This is a genomic window from Wenyingzhuangia heitensis (assembly GCF_011762155.1).
Lineage (GTDB): Bacteria > Bacteroidota > Bacteroidia > Flavobacteriales > Flavobacteriaceae > Wenyingzhuangia > Wenyingzhuangia heitensis.
The window spans coordinates 1,019,225-1,039,744 of the sequence record NZ_JAASQL010000001.1 but is presented as its reverse complement, the minus strand read 5'-3'; the positions used below and the strand labels follow the sequence as shown (position 1 = coordinate 1,039,744).

The window sequence follows — 20,520 nt, the reverse complement described above, 5'->3', positions numbered from 1 at the left end:
TATGTCTTGGGACTTTTTAATTAACGAAACCTACATTAGTTCATTTACCATAGACAAACCTGCGTGTACACACAAACCTATTTCCATGGCTAAAAATTTTAGTTTTGAAAGATATGAGGGGAAATTAAAATAAATTATTTCTTTTTCTTTAGCCAAATAATAAAACCTGTAATGGGTAAACTAGCACAGATTAAACTAATAAAAAAAGCTAATATTTTACCAGGAAAACCTAAAACTGCTCCAATATGGATGTCGTAATTTAACATGGTTAATTGATCTGCAAAATTAGCTTCGGTATAACGATCTCCTTTCATTCTAAGTGGCTTTAAAGTATATTGATCGTAATAATATTCATTTCTATTGTAATAAGCTCCTTTATCTTGATAAGCAATAATTTCAATGGCATCATCCTCATCTTTTAAAACAGGTGTCATATAAAAACCTTGAGCATTCATTTCTTCTTCACGAGTTAAGTACCAAGCTTTATCTAAAGAAGAAACACTGTCATTAACAATAAGATCTTTGTAGTTTACATCAGAATGTGGATGTTCATGTTCTGGTCTTTCATCACCTACAGAAGTAACGTAGTATAAAGAATCTGCAAACCATTCAAAACTCCAAACCAAGCCTGTTACGGCAATCATTAGTCCTAATATCAAACTGTAAAACCCTAACACATTATGTAAATCATAATTTACACGTCTAAAACTTGCTTTCCATTTTATCTTAAAACTTTTATTACGATTTGCTTTTTTTAAGTTTTTTGGCCACCACATAATTAAGCCACTAATCATTAAAAAAACAAAAATTAAAGTAGCAATTCCTACAACAGGTCTTCCAATATTACGAGGTAACCACAAAGTACGATGTCCATCAATAATAAAACGAAAGAAATCAAACTCCCCTGAACCTGAAAGTTGTTGTTTTTTTATAAACTTTCCTGTATATGGGTTTATAAAAATAGCTGTAAAACTTCTTACACCATTAGCTCTAGAAACAAAACCAATAGCTGCTGCTCCCTCTGCATCACTATAGGTTAAACCAGAAGGTTGTTGATTAGGCATGTATACTTTAGCCGTATCTATTAACTGACTTGGAGGCACAAAATCAGCGTTTTGTTTTTCCACAAATCGCCATGGCTCCAACACATCATTAATTTCTTGCTGAAAAGCATAAAAACAACCTGTAATGCTAACAATAAACACTATAATTCCAGAAGTCAATCCTAACCAAAGATGTAACCAGTCATTTATTTTTCTAAATGAACTTTTACCTTTCTTTTTCTTAGATACTTTATTCCCCATATAAACAGAAAAATGTCAGTCTATTTTATTGTAGACTGACATTTTATTTTTTTTAGATATTAAAACTTAAAGAATCCAGCTATAAAATTAGCTTCAACTTTCGCTCCTTTTTCAGCAGTATAATTTTCTGTATCCATTTTATAAACATATATACCATCATCTGTAACAGGAATACATAAATATACATATTGTCCTTCTTGCAAAGCAGCTATTCTTCTACCATCTCCTTTATGTTCAGGTACATTATTAATAAAGTTAACTGATGATGTTTCTAAATCAATAACCGCAGATTGTAAAGGCCCATCTGACCATTTTTCTTGATTATCTCTATCAGCCATATTAATTTCTGCAAATACTTTTCCGTTTCCTAAGTACTTTAAATGAGAAGCTTGTTTACCATCTGTTAATGCTGGAATATCTAAAAAGTAGTCATCATCAAACTCCGTTTCTCCTGCATTAATTTTTAGAACTCCTCCTGGTTTAGTACTTTGACTATATCCGTTTGCAGGGTTAGAGTGAGACAAAGCATAAATATTCCCTGACTCATCTTTAATTAAACCAGTTCTTGTATTAAATCCACCAATAGGCCCTACACGATTATCAGTAATCACTTTTTCAAACTCTAATTCAGGATAAGAAAAAACAGCTATTTCTGCTTGTTCTGTATTATCAGTATTATAAGTTTCAGAATTAGAAACATAGTAACTTAAAAATAGGTGATCTCCACTAACCACCATACCAGAATAATTTGGTCCAGTTACGTCAGTAACCTCCATAACATCTGAAACATTAACATCTACAGTACCGTTTACAGCAACAGTATTTGGATTGAACTTACGAAAAGTAATAAGGTCAGATGAAGATCTCATACTTACAGATATTAATGTGTTATCATCTCCCTTTACTATATCAGCAATTGCAGTAGAAAAAGAAACATCTCCTACTTGGTTTAAACTACTGTCTTCGTTTTGAGTAATAGCTACCACATTTACATCATCCAAACCACCTAAGCTGTAAATAGTATTGTCAATTTTTGTAAAATCGTAATAACCAGGCTGTTCAATTCCCTGCCCAGCAGCACTTAATGTTCCTGTCATTACATCAGCAAAAGGAACTGTATAATAAGTAAAACTATTGTCACTTCCTTGAATTGCTAAAGAAAGTGCATATGGATTGTCTGATGAACTGATATTATTGTTATCATCATCACTACATGATGATAAAGAAAAAATAGTTGCAGCACTTAGAAAAAGTGATGCTAAATTAAGTTTAACGTTTGCGAACTTCATATTGAATTGATTTATAAGGAATATCTTAGCTTTAAGTAAAAAGCTCTTCCTGGTTTCTGTAACCTATATTTATCGTATAATATCTCATCTGTAAGGTTACGACATTCAAAAGAGATATTGTATTTGTTATTTTTTAAACTGTATGCAATTTCAAAATTGTGTGATAATTGTTGAGGAATGGTTGCTTTGTCATCTGCATTTCCATATCTAGCCCAGCCTAAATAATACTCATTAACAAAAGCCAGGTAGTAGTTTAAATTTAAGGATGTTTCTTTGTAAAGAACATCTTTAAAATTAAATCCAGCGTTTACATTTCCAAAAAAGTATGGAGTGTTAGGTAAACGAGCTCCTTTGTTAAAGTTTTCTTGATATCCAGAGTAATCGCTATAAGTTTGGTCTGCCTGATCTGTAATATTTTGATACGTTACATTAGCTCCTAGGTTAAAAAAATCTTTCCACTTATAGTTTATATTTCCTTCTATTCCTATAGTCCTTGCCTCTGCCAAATTTTCAAAGTTTGTTTGAGGACTAGAAACAGTTACCTTTTCATAAATTAAATCCTTAGCATTTCTATACACAAATGTGCTTTTAATATCTAAATGATGATTAGGAGCGACATTAAAGTTATATCCTACATTAAAATTAAAGTTATCACTTTGTTCTGGCCCTAAATTTTCGCTAGAATTTATAAGCAATCCATCTCCAAAAATCTCATCAGGAAGCGGCATTCTATAGGTATGTTCATATGATATTTTTAACTGTAAATTAGGAAGTAAAAAGTAAGATGATGCAACTCCGTACCCAATATTGTTTTTAAGTATTGTGTTTTTAATATAGGTTTCAGAATTTGTGCCTTCTTCTTTGGACGAATTTACCTTTAACAAATAAGCTTTTCCAAATAATGTAGTATTCCATTTTTGATTAAAGTCATATTTATAGGCCAACCCTAATACATTTTTATAAAGTGATTTAGGGAAAAAGTAGGCTTGTTTTGCTGGGTTTTTACTGTCAAACTCTTTTCTATTAAAATACTGATAAGCATGATTAAAAGATAGTGAATGATGTTTATTAACTAAATACCCTATATTTAGTTGATTGGTGAATTCAGTATTATCAAACTTTAAATCACTAACAGGTGCCCCTTTTTCACCATCGGTCTGAGAGTTGCTATTTATTTGTTCCCCATACCAATTATACACTTTACCCGTTAAAGTATCTATAGTTTTTATTGTGTTTATATTGTATGCTGAATTTAAACTAACATCCAGCCCTTCTACAAAAAGATCTTTCTTTTTATATTTTAATCCATTAATAATAGACTTACTTTCTTGTGTAATGACTCCATACACCCTAGCCATGGTAGCTCCATTTTGTATTTGATTGTCATCTCCGGAAGCAATTACTTCTAATAATAATTGATCTGCAAACTTTTTATTTACAACACCTGCCACCATTCTTGCTGTAACAGATCTGTATCTGTCATGAAAACGTTTAACATTAGCCGTTTCTAATATATTTCCATTCACATCTTTTATATCTGCTAAAACTTTATAATCATTGTCAGAATAATTATAATTTAAATTTCCTCTAAATGTAAATCCGTTTTTGGGGTTTGTATAAGCTCCATTAACAGAAGCTTTGTGCGTGTTAAAGGAACCATAAGAATAAGAAGTGTCTAAAAAATTATGTGATTGATTGGTAATAATATTTATAGCTCCTCCCAAAGCATCGGTTCCTAACCAAACAGGCACAACACCTTTGTACACATCAATTCTTTCAATAGTGTTCACAGGAATACTGCTAAGATTAAAAGAAGCTCCAAAATTATCCATAGGCACACCATCAAGAAAAAATTTGATTTGATTTCCTTTAAAACCATTTAGTGAAAATGACAAGTTAGATCCTAAACCTCCTTCTTGTAGAATACGAACTCCAGGTACACGGTCTAAAATTTGTTTAGCATCTGAGGAACTGTTTAGTAAATTTTTAGTAGATACAGATGTTACAGAATAGGACTGTTCATTAATTTTTCGGATTTTAGATTTTCCTGTTAACTCAACAGCATTCATTTCTAAAAGTTCAGTTTTTAAAACAATATCAATGTTGTAGTTTGTAGAAGCAATATTGATGTTTTTTTCTTGAGTAGTATATCCTAAGAAACTAGCCTGAACAATGTGATTTCCATTACCTACATTATCTAAAACAAACTCTCCGTTTGTATTGGTTACCGTTCCCTTATATTCATTTTTAACAACAATAGTAACCCCCTCTAATGCCTTTCCACTCTCAGAAGTTATCTTTCCTGTAATTGTTGATTTTGTCTGTGCATTGCTTATAAATAAAGCAAAAAAACATAGCACATTTAAAATACTTGTAATATTATAACGAGATTTAAACACAGAGTTTTTATTTAGATTGATTATAATTTCCGCAAAAGTAAAACAAAAAAACAATGAACAAAAACTATTTAGACTTATTATATATAAATATTATTTTACACTCATTGTCTATTTTATTAACCTTTAATTGATGAAATCTACATTAGTTCTTTTACCATAGACAAACCTGCGTATACAAACAAACCTATTTCCATCTCTAAAAATTTTAGTTTTAAGAAGTATGAGGGGAAACACCTACCCATTTAAAAACCTGAATAACAAACAACTAATATTAAAAAGGGTGGGTAGGTAGGTAGTTTTATCAAACTTTTCTCTTTCACTAAACACACTATATCTTAATCCTTGAATAAGGCACGAGCCGATAAAAACATTAAATCGGCTCATTTTTTTTAGTATATTTGAGCCAAATAAAAGATATAATCGGCTCATGAAATATAATTGGCAACAAAAAGACTGGACTAAATTTAGTTATGATAAAACTATACTAGAAGATAACCTGTATATTTTTGCCGAAAAAACAGGCCGCATACAAGGTATTATAAAAGCAATTCCCAAGGAGTACCATATCCAAACTCTAATAGATATTCTAGTCTCAGAAGCTATCAAAACCTCTGAAATTGAAGGAGAGTATCTAAGTAGAAAAGACGTTATGTCATCAGTACGAAACAATTTAAAATTAAATACTACCTACGAAAACGTAAAAGATCTTAGAGCAAAAGGTATCGGATCACTTGTAACAGATGTTCAGAACAGTTATAAAGAACCATTAACTAAAAACCTACTATTTAATTGGCATAAACAATTATTATCTCATGATCAGAATATTCGTATTGGAGCTTGGAGGGATCATGTCGAACCTATGCAAGTAGTTTCTGGAGCCATGGGGAAAGAAAAAATACATTTTGAAGCTCCTGCATCAAAAGATATTCCTAAAGAAATGGATCAGTTCATTACTTGGTTTAATGACACAGCTCCAAACGGAACTAAAGCAATAAAGCACGCTCCCATTAGATCTGCCATAGCTCATCTCTATTTTGAGAGCATACATCCGTTTGAAGATGGAAACGGAAGAATTGGAAGAGCTATTGCCGAAAAAGCACTTTTGCAAACTTTAAACTCACCTTTACTACTAAGTCTTTCTACCAGTATTGAAGAATATAAAAATGATTATTACAAAGCTCTAGAAGTAGGGCAAAGAAGTAATGATATTACAGAATGGCTTCAGTACTTTATAGATATAATTTTAAAAGCACTTGGTGTATCGGAGGTACTTATTGATTTTACACTCAAAAAAGCAAGACTATTTGATCTATATGGATCAAAACTAAATGAAAGACAATTAAAAGTAATCCGTAGAATGTTAGAAGAAGGAATTGATGGTTTTGAAGGTGGTATGACTGCTAAAAAATACATAGCCATCACTAAAACATCTAAACCTACAGCTACTAGAGACTTACAAGGATTGTTAGAGTTAGGAGTGTTTAAAGTATTTGGAAAAGGAAGAAATACATCATATCAAATTGACATGTAAAAAACAGTAATCTTGTCAGTGACATATGATCTATTTAAAGCAATTAAAATAACTGACACCTTATTTGACACCCTAAAATAAAAAACCCCAGTAAAAACTGGGGTTTTAGGCTTTAAGTAGTGGTCCCACATGGGCTCGAACCATGGACCCCCTGATTATGAGTCAGATAAACAATATTTGCATTTAATTGCATATAGCTTCAAAACCACTAAAAATCAAGTGCTTAGGGGTTTTTAAAAATATTTTTGTTTCATCACGTTTCACTAAATGTTTGCATTTGTTGTACGCATGTTAAACTTTAAAATATTTCAATGAAAGCAAGTATCAAAATTATTCTAAAAAAGACAAAATTAAGCAACGGAACTTACCCTATTAATCTAAGAATAACAATAAATAGGAAATCTAAATTTTACAAAACTCCCTATAACACATTACCTAAATTTTGGAATGAAAAAACAAGTGAATTTAACTCTAAATACGAAAACCACCTTCAATCAAATCGTGTATTAACATCCATAAGGCAAAAAGCATCTAAGATAGTCGATATAATGCTTGAAGATGAATCTGAATTTACTTTAGACATTTTTGATTCATTATTTAGACCCAAAGAAATTGAAAAATTAAACTTCATACCGTACTTCAAAAAACGAAAAGATCAGTTTCTTGAAGCAGGGAAAATTAGTTCAAGAGATTCATATAACGATACTATTTCTGCACTCCTAAGATTTAATCCCAAAGTAATGGATTATCCATTTACGAACATTAATTACTCATTTCTAATAGATTTTGAAGGTTATTTACGTGCTAACGATTGTCATGATGGTGGTATTGGAGTTTATATGCGTAATATTAGAGCAGTATACAACGATGGTATTAAATCCCAAGCTGTATCAAGTGAAGCATATCCATTCAAAGATTATAGAATATCCAAATTAAAATCTAGTAAAATAAAAAGAGCTTTAAGCAAACACGACCTACAACTACTCCTAGATTATGAATTTTCAACTAAAAAAGAAGGTACTAAAGCTCTTTATGCATATTTACTTAGTTTCTATTGTCGTGGAATGAACTTTACTGATTTAGCTGAATTAAAATGGGACGATATAGAATTCAGTAACTTTTCCTATACTAGAAATAAGACGAAAGTAAATCTAAATGTAAAAATTCCAAATAATGACCACACAAAAAAAATAATAAATTACTTTAAAGCTTATCGTCCATATAATACTGACTATATCTTGCCAATTTTAAAAAAAGACATAAATCTTTATACTGAAGAAGAATTAAAGATGAGAAAAAAAAGTGTGCTAAATCACTATGGGAAACTACTCAAAACTATTTCACTTGACTGTGGTATTAAAACAAAAGTTAATTTTTACACTGCTAGACATACATTTGCAACTTTGTCTTTAAAAAAAGGATTGAGTACTGTTATGATTAAACAAGCTCTAGGACATCAATCTATTAAAACTACTGAAACGTATTTAGAAGATTTTTGTACTGAGGAATTAGACACAGCTTTTGAAAATATTATATAACATACATTAATGAATATACAGTTAGTTTTTCGTCAACCATACATAAGCAAAATATATAAATTCGCATCAAACATTACTACGATATTATTAAACTTATGTATGGTTGATGAAAGTTTGATAAAATAGAAAAAACTCAGGATTGAAAATCAATTCTGAGTTTTTAAAACCTACCCCCTTAAAGCGATAATGTCTTTCTTTAGTTATTTATACTTCTTCAAATACTCTTTTCACAACTGTACTTTTAGTCAATTGTAAAATATTGTACACTTAGAATTTATCAAACTTCTAAAACAATAGGATCGTTTGTATAACGATACCTCTCATTCAGTAAACTAGCATTTACAAAAGTTGTTTCATTAATATTTTTGATACCGTAAGCTTCATGAATATGTCCAAAAGCATGAATTTTAGGCCTAATTTCTAAAACCTTTTTTAGTAAATCTTCACAACCTATTTTGTCACCTCTTACAGTTTGGTCTAAAATACCATAAGGAGACCCATGAGTAATTAGTACATCTGTGTCATTTGGAATTAAATCCCAATGCTTTTTTATATCAACCCCTCTTTCTCTATTAAAAGCCCAGTTTAAAAACTCAGGTTGAATTGGTGAACCCCAAAACTTTACTCCCTCTATTTCACAACCTGAATCATTTAAATAAATAGCGTTATTAGGTAAGAAATCTTTAAAATCATCAATACTGTGTTTCTCAAGATAGAAATCATGATTTCCTGCTATGAATATAATATGCTTAAAAGTAAGTTTGTTTAACCAAGAAATAAAATGAGCTATCTCAAAAATATCACCTCGTGATGTTAAATCTCCCGAATGTATAAGAATATCACCTTCAGGTAGTTTTACATAATTGTGTCTACCATGTGTATCTGAAATGAATACTATCTTCAATTATATCAATTTTATTTCTTTAGTAACAATAGCCTCTTGTAAATGTACTTCATATTTCTTTATACCAATCTTAACTTCAATTATATTATTGGTTGCATCCCATCCTAAAACTTCAGCTTTTCTACCTGCTATTTTTTTAGCCTTTTTAGAAATATCTAAAGCATTAATTTTTTCTAATGCATCTGCACCATACTGTACTGTTTGAGCTGTATTAATTACTTTAATTGTTTTGGTTAATCCTTCTATACTAGTAGTATTTGTTCCTAAAGCTACCATTGCTCCAGATTCAACTATTCCTGCAAGTTTACCTGCTAATTTTGCACTCAATAAAGATTTCTTCTTTTTTACAAATAAAAAATCTTCACTCGATGGTAAATATATAAGAATATCATTTCCAATGGTTAATTTATACTCTCCGTTTAAAACTAAGCTATTGTTAGTGTTTTTAATTGACGTTATAACATCAATAGTATTGTTTTTAGCTGTTATTTCCTGAGAAAAACCTACTATTGAAATAAAGACTAATGCTGTGGTTAAAATTATTTTTTTCATTATTCTATTGTGTAAGATTTAGAAGTTATCGTTTTTCCTATTTCTATTTTTTCATCTTGATTAAAAACTTCTTTTCCATCCTTAAAAACCTTTACATTTATTTCTAAGTCCTTTTTGGCGTCATCATTTACTAATGCAGAATAATTAACAAGTATACTCTCAACTTTATCTTTTAAACTATATGAATGAGATCCTTCTTCTCTTTCATGCATATTTATTAAAGCTGGATTACCTAAATTTTTATTATCAGATTTATCAACTACATTTGATGATATGAAACCTTTATCTACACCTGAAATACTAAAAATCATTATTGATTCATCTAAATCTCCTTTTTGAGTATAAATAACCTCAAAATTATTTTTCTCAGATTTTAAAACAATTTCTTTTCCTACATCATTTTCAATATTTGAAGAATCATCACTTGAACAAGCTATCATAGTCATCGCTATGAATAGCATACTTAATACTCTCTTTTTCATAATTATTTATTTTGGTTATTATTTCTTAAATTCTTTTGAATAAAATCACTAATAGAAGTTGTATTATGCATATTAACTTCATAAGCCAATTCTCTACATTTTTTTAGTAGTGTATTACGCTTATGTTCTTGTGTTTTAAAAAATTGAGGTTTGGAAAGCACATATAAAACAGAATTTTTTAATGTTTCAATCTTAGATTGATCATTTAAAATAGTTTGATATCTATCTATGTCTACTGATGTAAATCCAAACTGAGTAGTTAGGATTTCTTTGAGATTAAACTGGCGGTTCTTTTTCATTTTTCACGTATAAAAAAAGCGTGGAACTGTCTCTTATTAGTCTTAGAAGCCCCGCCAGAAGCTCATCCACCAAAATAAGAACAGCCCACGCAAAACGTGGGCGTCTTAACTTCGATTGTGGTGGACTATAAACCTGGCGGGTTTCTAAAACCAAATCAAAAGCTATACGCTTTGTATTTTAATATTTTCTATTTGTAAAATTACGAACAAAAAACTAAGTGTTAAAAATTATTTTTAAAATCCTAAATAATTTATTGAGATGAAGTTTTGACAACTTAATTTTTTGTTAGTTTTTTTTTAAAGTTTGAAAAGTATCTTATAAATTTGACTGAGTTGCTTGTTGACTATTAAAATAGAAGCTTTACTTTACCTGTGATTAAAATTTTTGATTAATTCTATCTTCTGCTTTACTATGTTTATAATTTGGAGGTGTATTTTTGAATTTAATAGTTTTTTGACCATCTATATGTGTTTTCTGAAACTCTCTTAATTCTGTTAAATTGATTTCATCATATAATACAACAGAATTAATACCTCCTTTTAATCTAATAATATCTTTAATTTCAGTTCTTGAAGGTTTGGTAATTCTAGAATCTCCAAAGTCAGAACTATTGACCTGTACAAAATAACAGTGTACATCACGACTAATCGTTTCCGTAATATTCGAGAAATAATTAATATCTCTATTATATTCAGAAGCAAATAATAAATCTACTTCTGAACGAAAAACAGAACGATGAGTTATATCGGCTAATTCATAACAGTTGTACACACTAAAATGAATATTTTTCCATATAAACTTATTATACGTGTATGGAGAGGGAATTGGAACAATTTTATTTTGATTTCTAATTGACTTAGATTCATGAGGCGAATAGTGATTCTTTAAACGAAAAACAGTAATTACATCTTTGATTCCATTTCTTTCAACAGGCAAACAAGTAACCATAATATTATAACATACATTATTGATCCTAATATGCTCTAAACCTCCAATAATTACTCTTTGTTTTCTTCTTGATTCATCTGCTATTAAGGGTAACCATTGATACGGAATACTAACCTCAGGAAGCACTAAAAATTCAGTCTTACAATTTTCTGCTTGATTTAAAATATCAATAAAATTTTTTCTCCTTTCCGTTGATAAAATAGGTTTATAAAATAAAGATGCTTTTATATTTTCTTCTTTAACTATCATATTAGCGATAGCTATTCTAACAGTATCTTTTTGTTGTTTATTACTACATGAAACTTCATCATATTTGATTGTGTCAGCATGATTTTTTTTTCGCGTATTTTTAAAATATGCAGATTTAATACTATCAAATTCCAATTGATTAAAAACACCCGAATTCCTTAATTCATAGTTGAATTTATAATATAGTTTCAACGCATCATCTAAAACTTTATTGGATGAGTAGTTTATAGTGTTTTCGTTCTCATCTTTATAATTCACTTCTTTTAAAAACAAATCTTCTATTAATACAGTATTATTTACTTCATTAATATTTTGTGAAGAATTATATAATTTTTGAAAAGATAAATAATGTACTATTTCATGTAAATAGATATATCTAGGTGCGTATTTAAATTTTTCATTTAATAGCTTAATATCTTTATAGTTTTGAATGTCAAATTTTAATAAATTAGTTTCTAAATTAAAAATTGAAAAATTTAATAAAGGTTGAATCACAAAATAATGTCTAAAGAGATTTGTTTTTTTATAATTTAGTATTATTTGATTTAAACTTTCTATTGTAAGTATTTTATTTTCTAAACGTTCAATATGTGATTCTATGTCTTTATTTAAAAACTTTGGGTTTATACATAAAGATAATGCTATTGAGTTGAGTAAATAACTATATTGGCCTTGTTGTAGCTTATCTATACTACAAGATTTATCTAATTCAGTTACTTTTATTTTCTTTATTGAATTATGAGTCTCATTAATAAAAGCTATAAAAGCTTTGGTATTGTTTTGAATTATAAAATAAGTAAGTGCCTTTTCCCAAATTGAATTAAATTCTAAATTTATACGACCCTTAAAAAAGGTCAATATTTGTTTGGTTGTTTTTAAATCTTTCTTATCATCGGATAATAATGCTAATTTTATTTTTTTTGCTAAATAAATTGAGGCACCATATTTACTTTGTTTAATTTCACTAATACTTCTCAATTTATTAGTGGTATCTGAATAGGTTAATTCATATACATTATCATCAAAATCTTCATCTGCATTTTCTTCATCTGGCAAAAACCAGAAAGCACTACTATTTTTTTCTATATTTTTTTTAAACTTTTCTAATACTGCATGTGATTCTTTACTATCAAATGCATACACAGTAGTTTTATCTTTTTGTAGTTTTATATTTTCATCTTCAGAATAGCTATAAACATTAATATTTTCTTCTTCGTTTTTAAGTATATCTCGATCTACAAAAAACTTTTTTAAGATTGCTGATTTTGGTTTTGGTTCATTTTCATTAACTGATGCATTTGATAAAACAATAATAATATCATCAACATATCTACCATAATATACTGGAGATAGATTATCTGTTATTTTAAGATCTAAATCTTTTAAAAACCAATTACCTATTATACCTGACGACAATAATCCAATTGGAATACAATTATCATAATTAATATTACTAGGTATATTACCTTTTAACTTTAATTGATAAGCTTCATGGATTTTTAAAAGCATATTTGTCATGGGTAACCCCTTTTTAGTAGAACCTTTTCTCAGATCTTTTTTAAAATTTGGTAACTTTTCAGTTAAATTAATGTTGTAAAAATATTGCTTCACATCAACACTAATCATAAGTATATCTGTTCCTTCTTCTATAAAATTTTGGGCTTTATTGATAGCACTATCTCTCCACTTCTGATATTGTTCAAAATAAGGTTTAAATAAACGTAGACCATTTACTACTTTGCTTTTAGAATCATCTAATTCTAAAGCATATGCGTAATTGTTTTTTTTATATGTATCATTTAAGTTAACGCCTTCATTTAGTATCCATAATAACGAAATAAGATGTATCTCTATTGGTGCATCAATTAGATAATTACAAGATTCAACCTCGTAATGGTTACTAGAAAATTTATTTGTAATTATAAAATCTTCTGGGTCTTCAATTTTATCATGCTTAAACTTTTTGGGAATAACTACAAAATCAATATTACTTAGAAGCCCATTAAAATAGTCTGATTTTTCAATTTCATTATTTAAATTTAAAAAATCAACTAAGTCTTTTAATCTTGATTCAAAATTTTCATTAGTTTCAAAAGAAGCTAGTCTTTCTCTTAAATAAAGAAAGAAATTATCGTAATATGAATAGCTTTTTAATTTTCTAAATACTTTTTCAATTTCTTTTAATGTATATTTTTTCATTTTAATTTTTAGCAGTTTTATAGCTAAATATACAAAGGAGTACTAAATGTATTGTATCATATTATAGTTTTTATTTATTATATATCATCACACACTCTTGTGCCTGTATATTTGTTGTAGCTAGTTTATAAGCCCATATTAAATTATGAATAATAATTTAATATGGGCTTATAAAAATAGTAATGAGTACATTTATTGTACAGAATACCATTTTGATAAATTTGCAGTTATCGTCTTAAAAAAGTCAATTTCTTTAAAACCTTCTTCTTTTAGTTTCATTAATAAAAAAAAGTTTATTTTTTCGCTAGTTTCTATATTAACTTCAGAATATAAGTGTTTTAAAATTTTAAAACAGTAACCTTTCTTCTCTTCAGTATCTAAGTTTTTAGATTCCATGATTAATTTAAAATACTCAATTAGGTTATCTATAATTTCTAAACCATAAAAGAAACTTATGTTTTTCAAACAATTGTTTAAATAATTCTGATTACCCTCAATGCTATTTTTTAATTCATTTAAAAAACATTTTTTACTAATAACGACACCAATATGATTGTTCTTTATTAAGTAATGGTCAAAATCATCATAATAATTATTGTTTTTAATAAAGGATAATGGATTAATTATATTAACAGATACATTGTTTCTAAAGTAAAAAGAATCACTTGAAACCACGATGTGTTTATCTCTTATACTCATAAAAATATTATCAAAGAAGAGCTTATAAATTATGGCTAGTCCTTTAGAAACATCTTTTTTAATATTTAATTTTTCTTGTACATAATCAATCGTACAATTCGTATCAATCCAAGACAGTATTCCCTTGATTTTAATCAACTTGTTTTCATAATAATCTTCAGGTAATTGTGTATTTCTTATACCTTTTTCTGTTATGTTAGCTATTAAAAAAGATTTAGGTTTGGTTTCAATATCATATAGTAATTCTTTTAAACATTCAATTACATAATAAGAGACTAAAAAAGTTTCTTTATATACAACTCCATAATTTTCATACAAATCTTCAAAAAGCAAAACAGAACTAAAATCAAGAATATATTTATATGATTGATCTACATTTATCTTTGGATATAATGTATCTGGAAAAACAAACATCCCTAGTTCTTCATCTTTTTTTAAATCTTCGTATGCTTCAACTATATCGTTATTAAAAACAGACACGGATATTTCAGATAAACCAACATTCCATTTTTTATATTTTTCTAGTATACCTTCTATTTCTTCTTGTCTCTTAGAACCAACTTTTCCAAATTTATCAATTAACGTTTGAACAATATCATTATTTTCTATTTCTATAGACTCCATGCCTAAATTATTATAAGGCTTTGAACTTTCTAATTGAATTTCATGAAATAAAGCTAATTCAGAATTAATTATTTTTTTTATCTTAATTTCTTTTTTTGCATCAGTATAAGAGTCCATTTTTATTGAATCTCCTATCTTTTTTCCAATTATTTTTCTATTGTAATTATTAATTTTTAATAGGTGTAAATCTCTGTCATCATATTCATATAGAATAAACGTCCCTTTAAACACTTTTTCATAATTTTTAAAAAAACCTTCTGGAAATAAATTTGACGAATGAAAATAAAACTTCCTTGCATCAATATTATCTTCATTACTAGCTAGCACGTATACTAACCTTAGTGCTTTGTCTATAAAAAACTTACGCTTTAAGCATAAAATAATAATATTAAGCCCAATAGCTTCATTGTTAATTTTAAATGAAAACTTACTCAATACTTTTTTTAAAGTAGTTAAATCATTTGTTTTGTCCAATGCTAATAAGTAGTTGGATAATACATTAACGTCTTTGGGTAATATTTTATACAATGACTCAGTAACATCTAATAATTCATCCCAATCATTCTTTGAATTTAATAATTCAAATTCAATGTTAAATATTGTTCTATTTAAGTATGTGTATGATTTTCTCCATTTACTCAATAATGGTAGTAACTCAGATACGTAGTCTTTACTTAAATCTTCGTTTTCATTAATTAAATCATTTATAGTTATAATATATAATTCTAATTCAGGTGATATTTCTTTTAAGTATACTTCTTGTTTTAACTCTTCATATACAATTTCTAAAAAACCAGAATGTCTTAAACCATCTAATAATTTTAACTTATAAATCTTTTTAAGCATATCATCCTTTAAAAGATCAGTAACATCATCTACATGTTGAATAGATTTATTTTCAAAAAAAACTTCTAAAAAAACTTCTAAAATTTTTTTTTCATGTTTATCATTGAATACTTTACCTAAAAAAATGATTTTATAATCATCGTACCTTTCCTTAAATACATGATTTATAACTGGAAAGATATATGAAACAACGTCTATACCTTTCTCACTATCAACTATTTCAAAAGAATCAAACAATTTTTGTAATAATATTTTATCTAAAAAATCATCAAAATTATTTATGTAAAACATATAAATTTCAAATAAATAAAACTCATAGTTCTTCTCTCTATTGTATTTTAATAAAACACTTCTAATTTTTTCTGGCTTATTTATAGTTGTCAAATATGAACAGAAGAATTTAGTGTAGATAAAATCAATATCTCTAAGTTTTTTATAAACTGAATTGAACTTATTATAGTTAATATCTGAATTCAAATAATATTTGAAGAATTTAAAATTTAAAATTTCGTCAGATAATTCTGTTTTATCAAACTCATTATGAATCTCATCTAACTGAGATGTAAGTTCTTTAAACTCGTAATTATCTTTATTATGGAAATTATAATCCTTTAGTTTAATTGGGTTCTCTTTAAAAAAAAAGTTTAATGTGATTTCTGTATTAATAAACCATACACTCTTATTATAAAAATTAATACCTTTTAATTGTTTAGTAGATATCTTAAAACCTGGAAAATACTTATAAATATCTGACTTAAAACAAACTAACCTCTTAATTATTAAATAATAAACTACTGAAACTTGATAGACATAATCATTAAATACAACAGGTGGTAATAATTTCAAGTATTTTTGTTTATCATCACTATAAATAAATTTAACAAAATTAGCTGTTAAATTATATTCGTCTATTTTTAAAATATCATTACTTATATCTATGGATTTTTCTTCATTCTCTAAATTATAATAGTGTATTGATGCATTTTCTTTTACACATAATTCTTTATTATCATAATTATAAGCTTTAATAAAATCCTTACAACCTTCTGTAAACTGATATTGATGAATAGAATGTTTACAAAAACCTTTTAAGTAGTATACTTTACTTAAAATACTATTCTTTTCAGGACTTTCAGCAATACTTTTTGTAGATTTTTCAAGATCATTTAACAATTCTAATGAGGTTTTAACCTTATATTGATTTAATAAATCTTCAATAGTTTTAATCTGTTTTTGTAAACTTTGAGTGATAAGATTCTTTGAGTTATCTCCAATATGAATATCACCTAAAAGACTAAATATTTTACCTGTGTTAAAGTTCTTAACCATCGTCACCTATCCTTACATTTCCTTTGGTCGTTTTAATTTTCCCTGTGTTAAAATTTTTACTATTCTTAAATGTTGTTTTCTCTTTGTTTTGCTTCTTAAAATAATTAATAACAAAAATTATTATTGGAATCAGTACCGCTCCTATTAACCATTTATAATCAACTTTCATATTATCTAACATTTTTATATAAACTTACAAATTCACATCTTTAAAATTAATAGTGTTATTTTAAACTTATTAACATTGGAATTTTCCTATTTAAACAAGCCCTTTTCAATAGCTAAAAATATTACATTTTAAGTCAAGTAAAATATCTAAACCTAAAATTAACAAAAGGTTATCACGGTATTCATTTAAAACTATCTACTCAGCCCTTTTCTTGTACTAGGCTCTAAATCATCTTTTTTAGACTTTGAACGTATTATACTTGTATTTTTATGCTGTTCTTTTTTCTCAATAGCTAAAGCATTCTTTTTTTCTAATTTTAAATTCTCCGCCATCTTTAACTTGATATGCCCATCTAATGAATACATAACATATCTAACAACTTTTTCAGCAGACACTTTTTCATAGGTGTTTTTAAAACCTTCATCAATAAGTTTTATGAAATTATTGATTTTAATCCCTACTTCTAATGATGGCTCTTTAGTTTGATCCTTTTTGTTTTTTAACTCTTTATTAAATTGTTTTTGTTTCGAATTTAAAATGCCTAAAAAACTTTTTTTAACCTCCATCTTTTGCAAGTTTTGGTATTCTTTAAATTTGGTTTCATATACTTTCTGCGCTCTTTTAAGTTTCAAATTAAAATCCTTTTCAAACTGCTTTATCATTACAGCACTTAAAGTCAAACTCTTATATTCAATATCACCTTTGCTGTTAAATATGATTCCGTTTTTTTTAAAAAGAGAGTTAATATTTGGAATTTTACCTGAATTGTACTCTTGTACTATTTGTTCTACACTTTTAACCAAGTTAGGATATATCTCTTTAAGAATATTAACATGTTCTTTTTTCTCTTTTAATTGATGATTCGTCTTTTGATTAGCTAACAATTGTTTTTTTATAAGGCTTCCTTTTAAACTGATTTTACTCCCTTTTACTGCTAAACCTTTATATTGAAATGAAACAGCAACCTGATCTTTTTTATTGATTGAATATTGAAAAGTAATATTTCTCTTTTTTAACTCTTCCTCTAATAAATCTAAAGAATTCACCTTAATATTATCTAGAGCTTTTAAAGTTTGAATCTGGATAAAATCCTTTTTCTCTTGAATGCCAACTTGTCTATTTCTAGTTGTCTTTATAATAGCTACTTCTTGACCTTTACTACGATTTGGATTTTTCACATAAGTTTTAGTCTTTTCATCGTAAACAAAAGCTCTCGTTTTATGAAGGTAATTATCAAGTCCCATCTCCTTTTCAACCTTATCACATGCAGTTCCAATACGCAATTTTGAATTACTATCAGATAATGTAATTCCATCAAATCCAACTCTATTTATTTCAATGTGATAATGAGGGTGTTTATCATTATGTTTTACAACCAAAAACTGGTGATTGTCTTGTCGAACTCCCATTTCATATATAATTTTTTGAACAAACTTTTTTTGATTATCATTTGAAATATTATCTGAGTTTTTAAAATTAACGGTCAAATGCATGACAGGTTTGGTTACTCTTGAATTCTCTTTAGCTAAATCTCTAAATTCACTACCTAACTCTAAATAATTTGAAGAATACACATGGTTTCTAAAAATTATTTCAGGTTTCTTTTCGTTATTTTGATACTTGTAAATTCCTTGAGCTAAAATATATTCAGCTAATCCTGTAAAACTACTGCCACTTTTATGTGCTTCTCCTATAGGCATTTTTTAAGTGTTTTAATGTTGCTTGTAATTCTTGAACAAGGGTGCTAGGTTCACTTTTTGTTTGATGAAACAATTTTACAAGCTGATTGACATTGTTGGCTAACCCAGCTAGTATTCTTCTATCTTCTAAAGTGATACAAATCACCTCTCCGTTGACCAGCATAAATCTGGAAAAATCACTAACATTTTTACCATACTTTCTTGATCTTTCTTGTATTATTTTTTTCTCTTTTTCAGTAATTCTAAACTTTAAGAATTCATCTTTCTTTTTATTCTTTTGCATTATTTATTTTTTAATAATATCTAGGATTTTTAGCGATAGCGTTAAAAAAATCAACCTCGTAGAGCAAGCTGTATTTTGTGGGTACATTTTAACGTAGTTTAAAAGTGTACCCACAAAATACACCGCTTGCTAAATAAACATCGCATAAATTCATTGAGTTATATTGCTTCTAATACATTTTAAGCTTTAGCATTTTTAGCAATTATAAATTTATCGACTTCAATCATTTTCTTTGAGAAATTAAATGATCATTCAAGTCTTTTGACTCTGAATACAGGTATCTAATATCTTTACTATTCTTATATTTCTGTAAACACTTCTCTGATCCTTTAGAACCCGCAACATCATTATCAAAAGCCAAAAAAACTTGTGAATAATTCTTTATTACTTTATCAATTTTTGAAAGCATTGACAAAGAATTTAAAACAATAAAATCTTTCGAACTATCACTTTTAGGATATAACGTCAATAGCGAAATTAGATCCGACCAAGACTCTAAAACAATAACTGACTTATGTCCATTATTAATCCAAGTAAACCATTTCTTTCCTAGTGCTAATTTTGCATACTTATTACGGATTTCATAGGAATCTTTATTTGTCTTAAAACCTACGCCAAAATATTTTTTTTCATTCACTCTGTAATACACTTCAACGAGATACCTTTTACAAACTTCAATATTCAATTTCCTAGTGTTTAAATAATCTAATAATATTTTATTTTGTAAGGGTTGGACTCGATCGATACAATAAGATTTTGTTTTATTTACCTCTGAAATAGATTTCTGTTTTGGCGGGTCAAAAGAAAAAACAAAATCCTCATTCCGTAACCATTTGACAGCTTTTATAAAATCTATAGAAAAATACTTCATTACAAAATCTATAGTGTTTCCCTTATACTCTTCACCAAAATCAAAAAACAAATTAAATTCACACTTCACAGAAGCTGTACGTTCATTTCTCCAAGGAGCTTTAAACCAAAATTGTTCTTTTTTCTTTTCATTGGCTTCAATATTTAATCTTTTTAAAACATGAAATATTGGAATATTTCTCAATTTTGCTATATCGTTCACTCTAATTTCATTTTAAGCCTACCTAGTTACCTTAAACTGTTTACAAACTAATTATTAACACATTAAGACATAGGTGGATTGATTTATATAGTTACCTATGTTA

The 20,520-nt window shown here is 27.5% G+C and carries 16 protein-coding genes; 3 read left to right on the top strand and 13 right to left on the bottom strand.

Going from position 1 to position 20,520, the window contains the following annotated elements; all coding sequences use genetic code 11:
* Nucleotide 1: 1 nt before the first annotated feature.
* Nucleotides 2–133, top strand: a complete 132-nt coding sequence (locus tag FHR24_RS15710; RefSeq protein WP_262886519.1) for a hypothetical protein — start codon at nt 2–4, stop codon at nt 131–133.
* A gap of 1 nt (nt 134) precedes the next feature.
* Here the strand turns inward: FHR24_RS15710 and FHR24_RS04440 are convergent, their stop codons facing one another.
* From FHR24_RS04440 to FHR24_RS04430, 3 genes are read right to left on the bottom strand one after another with little or no spacing between them, the layout of a single operon-like run.
* The gene (locus FHR24_RS04440) at nt 135–1,304 is read right to left on the bottom strand and encodes a PepSY-associated TM helix domain-containing protein (protein ID WP_167184423.1); all 1,170 of its coding nucleotides are present in this window, start codon (nt 1,302–1,304) and stop codon (nt 135–137) included.
* 59 nt (nt 1,305–1,363) lie between these two features.
* Nucleotides 1,364–2,593 carry a DUF4374 domain-containing protein gene (locus FHR24_RS04435; protein WP_167184420.1) on the bottom strand — a complete coding sequence of 410 codons (1,230 nt, stop codon included), beginning with the start codon at nt 2,591–2,593 and terminating at the stop codon, nt 1,364–1,366.
* Between the two features lie 11 nt (nt 2,594–2,604).
* On the bottom strand, nt 2,605–4,992 hold the full coding sequence (locus tag FHR24_RS04430; RefSeq protein ID WP_208412284.1) for a TonB-dependent receptor: 2,388 nt from the start codon (nt 4,990–4,992) through the stop codon (nt 2,605–2,607).
* Between the two features lie 427 nt (nt 4,993–5,419).
* Between FHR24_RS04430 and FHR24_RS04425 the strand changes: the two genes are divergently transcribed.
* Together FHR24_RS04425 and FHR24_RS04420 are read left to right on the top strand one after the other, a co-directional pair.
* Complete coding sequence (locus FHR24_RS04425; RefSeq protein WP_167184417.1) at nt 5,420–6,523, top strand: Fic family protein; 1,104 nt, start codon at nt 5,420–5,422, stop codon at nt 6,521–6,523.
* A gap of 311 nt (nt 6,524–6,834) precedes the next feature.
* Nucleotides 6,835–8,061, top strand: coding sequence for a site-specific integrase (locus tag FHR24_RS04420; RefSeq protein ID WP_167184414.1), 1,227 nt, complete (start codon nt 6,835–6,837; stop codon nt 8,059–8,061).
* Between the two features lie 277 nt (nt 8,062–8,338).
* On the opposite strand, the gene FHR24_RS04415 is transcribed toward FHR24_RS04420, so the two are convergent.
* The 10 genes from FHR24_RS04415 to FHR24_RS04370 all read right to left on the bottom strand — a co-directional run bounded on the left by FHR24_RS04415 (nt 8,339) and on the right by FHR24_RS04370 (nt 20,417).
* The gene (locus FHR24_RS04415) at nt 8,339–8,965 is read right to left on the bottom strand and encodes a metallophosphatase domain-containing protein (protein WP_167184411.1); all 627 of its coding nucleotides are present in this window, start codon (nt 8,963–8,965) and stop codon (nt 8,339–8,341) included.
* Nucleotides 8,966–9,517, bottom strand: a complete 552-nt coding sequence (locus tag FHR24_RS04410) for a hypothetical protein (RefSeq protein ID WP_167184408.1) — start codon at nt 9,515–9,517, stop codon at nt 8,966–8,968.
* On the bottom strand, nt 9,517–9,999 hold the full coding sequence (locus tag FHR24_RS04405) for a hypothetical protein (RefSeq protein ID WP_167184404.1): 483 nt from the start codon (nt 9,997–9,999) through the stop codon (nt 9,517–9,519). The genes FHR24_RS04410 and FHR24_RS04405 overlap by 1 nt, the downstream gene beginning before the upstream one ends.
* Nucleotides 10,000–10,001: 2 nt before the next feature.
* Nucleotides 10,002–10,298, bottom strand: coding sequence for a hypothetical protein (locus tag FHR24_RS04400; protein ID WP_167184401.1), 297 nt, complete (start codon nt 10,296–10,298; stop codon nt 10,002–10,004).
* Between the two features lie 376 nt (nt 10,299–10,674).
* Entirely contained in the window at nt 10,675–13,695 is a 3,021-nt protein-coding gene (locus FHR24_RS04395) for a reverse transcriptase domain-containing protein (RefSeq protein WP_167184398.1), read from the bottom strand.
* Between the two features lie 192 nt (nt 13,696–13,887).
* Nucleotides 13,888–17,193, bottom strand: a complete 3,306-nt coding sequence (locus FHR24_RS04390) for a hypothetical protein (RefSeq protein WP_167184395.1) — start codon at nt 17,191–17,193, stop codon at nt 13,888–13,890.
* The gene (locus FHR24_RS04385; RefSeq protein ID WP_167184392.1) at nt 17,186–17,362 is read right to left on the bottom strand and encodes a hypothetical protein; all 177 of its coding nucleotides are present in this window, start codon (nt 17,360–17,362) and stop codon (nt 17,186–17,188) included. Before FHR24_RS04385 ends, FHR24_RS04390 begins: the two co-directional genes overlap by 8 nt.
* A 191-nt stretch (nt 17,363–17,553) precedes the next feature.
* Nucleotides 17,554–19,062 carry a relaxase/mobilization nuclease domain-containing protein gene (locus FHR24_RS04380; protein WP_167184389.1) on the bottom strand — a complete coding sequence of 503 codons (1,509 nt, stop codon included), beginning with the start codon at nt 19,060–19,062 and terminating at the stop codon, nt 17,554–17,556.
* Nucleotides 19,040–19,345, bottom strand: a complete 306-nt coding sequence (locus tag FHR24_RS04375; RefSeq protein ID WP_167184386.1) for a plasmid mobilization protein — start codon at nt 19,343–19,345, stop codon at nt 19,040–19,042. The genes FHR24_RS04380 and FHR24_RS04375 overlap by 23 nt, the downstream gene beginning before the upstream one ends.
* A gap of 223 nt (nt 19,346–19,568) precedes the next feature.
* Nucleotides 19,569–20,417: a toprim domain-containing protein gene (locus tag FHR24_RS04370; RefSeq protein WP_167184383.1), complete on the bottom strand. Its 849-nt coding sequence runs from the start codon at nt 20,415–20,417 to the stop codon at nt 19,569–19,571.
* Nucleotides 20,418–20,520 lie beyond the last annotated feature (103 nt).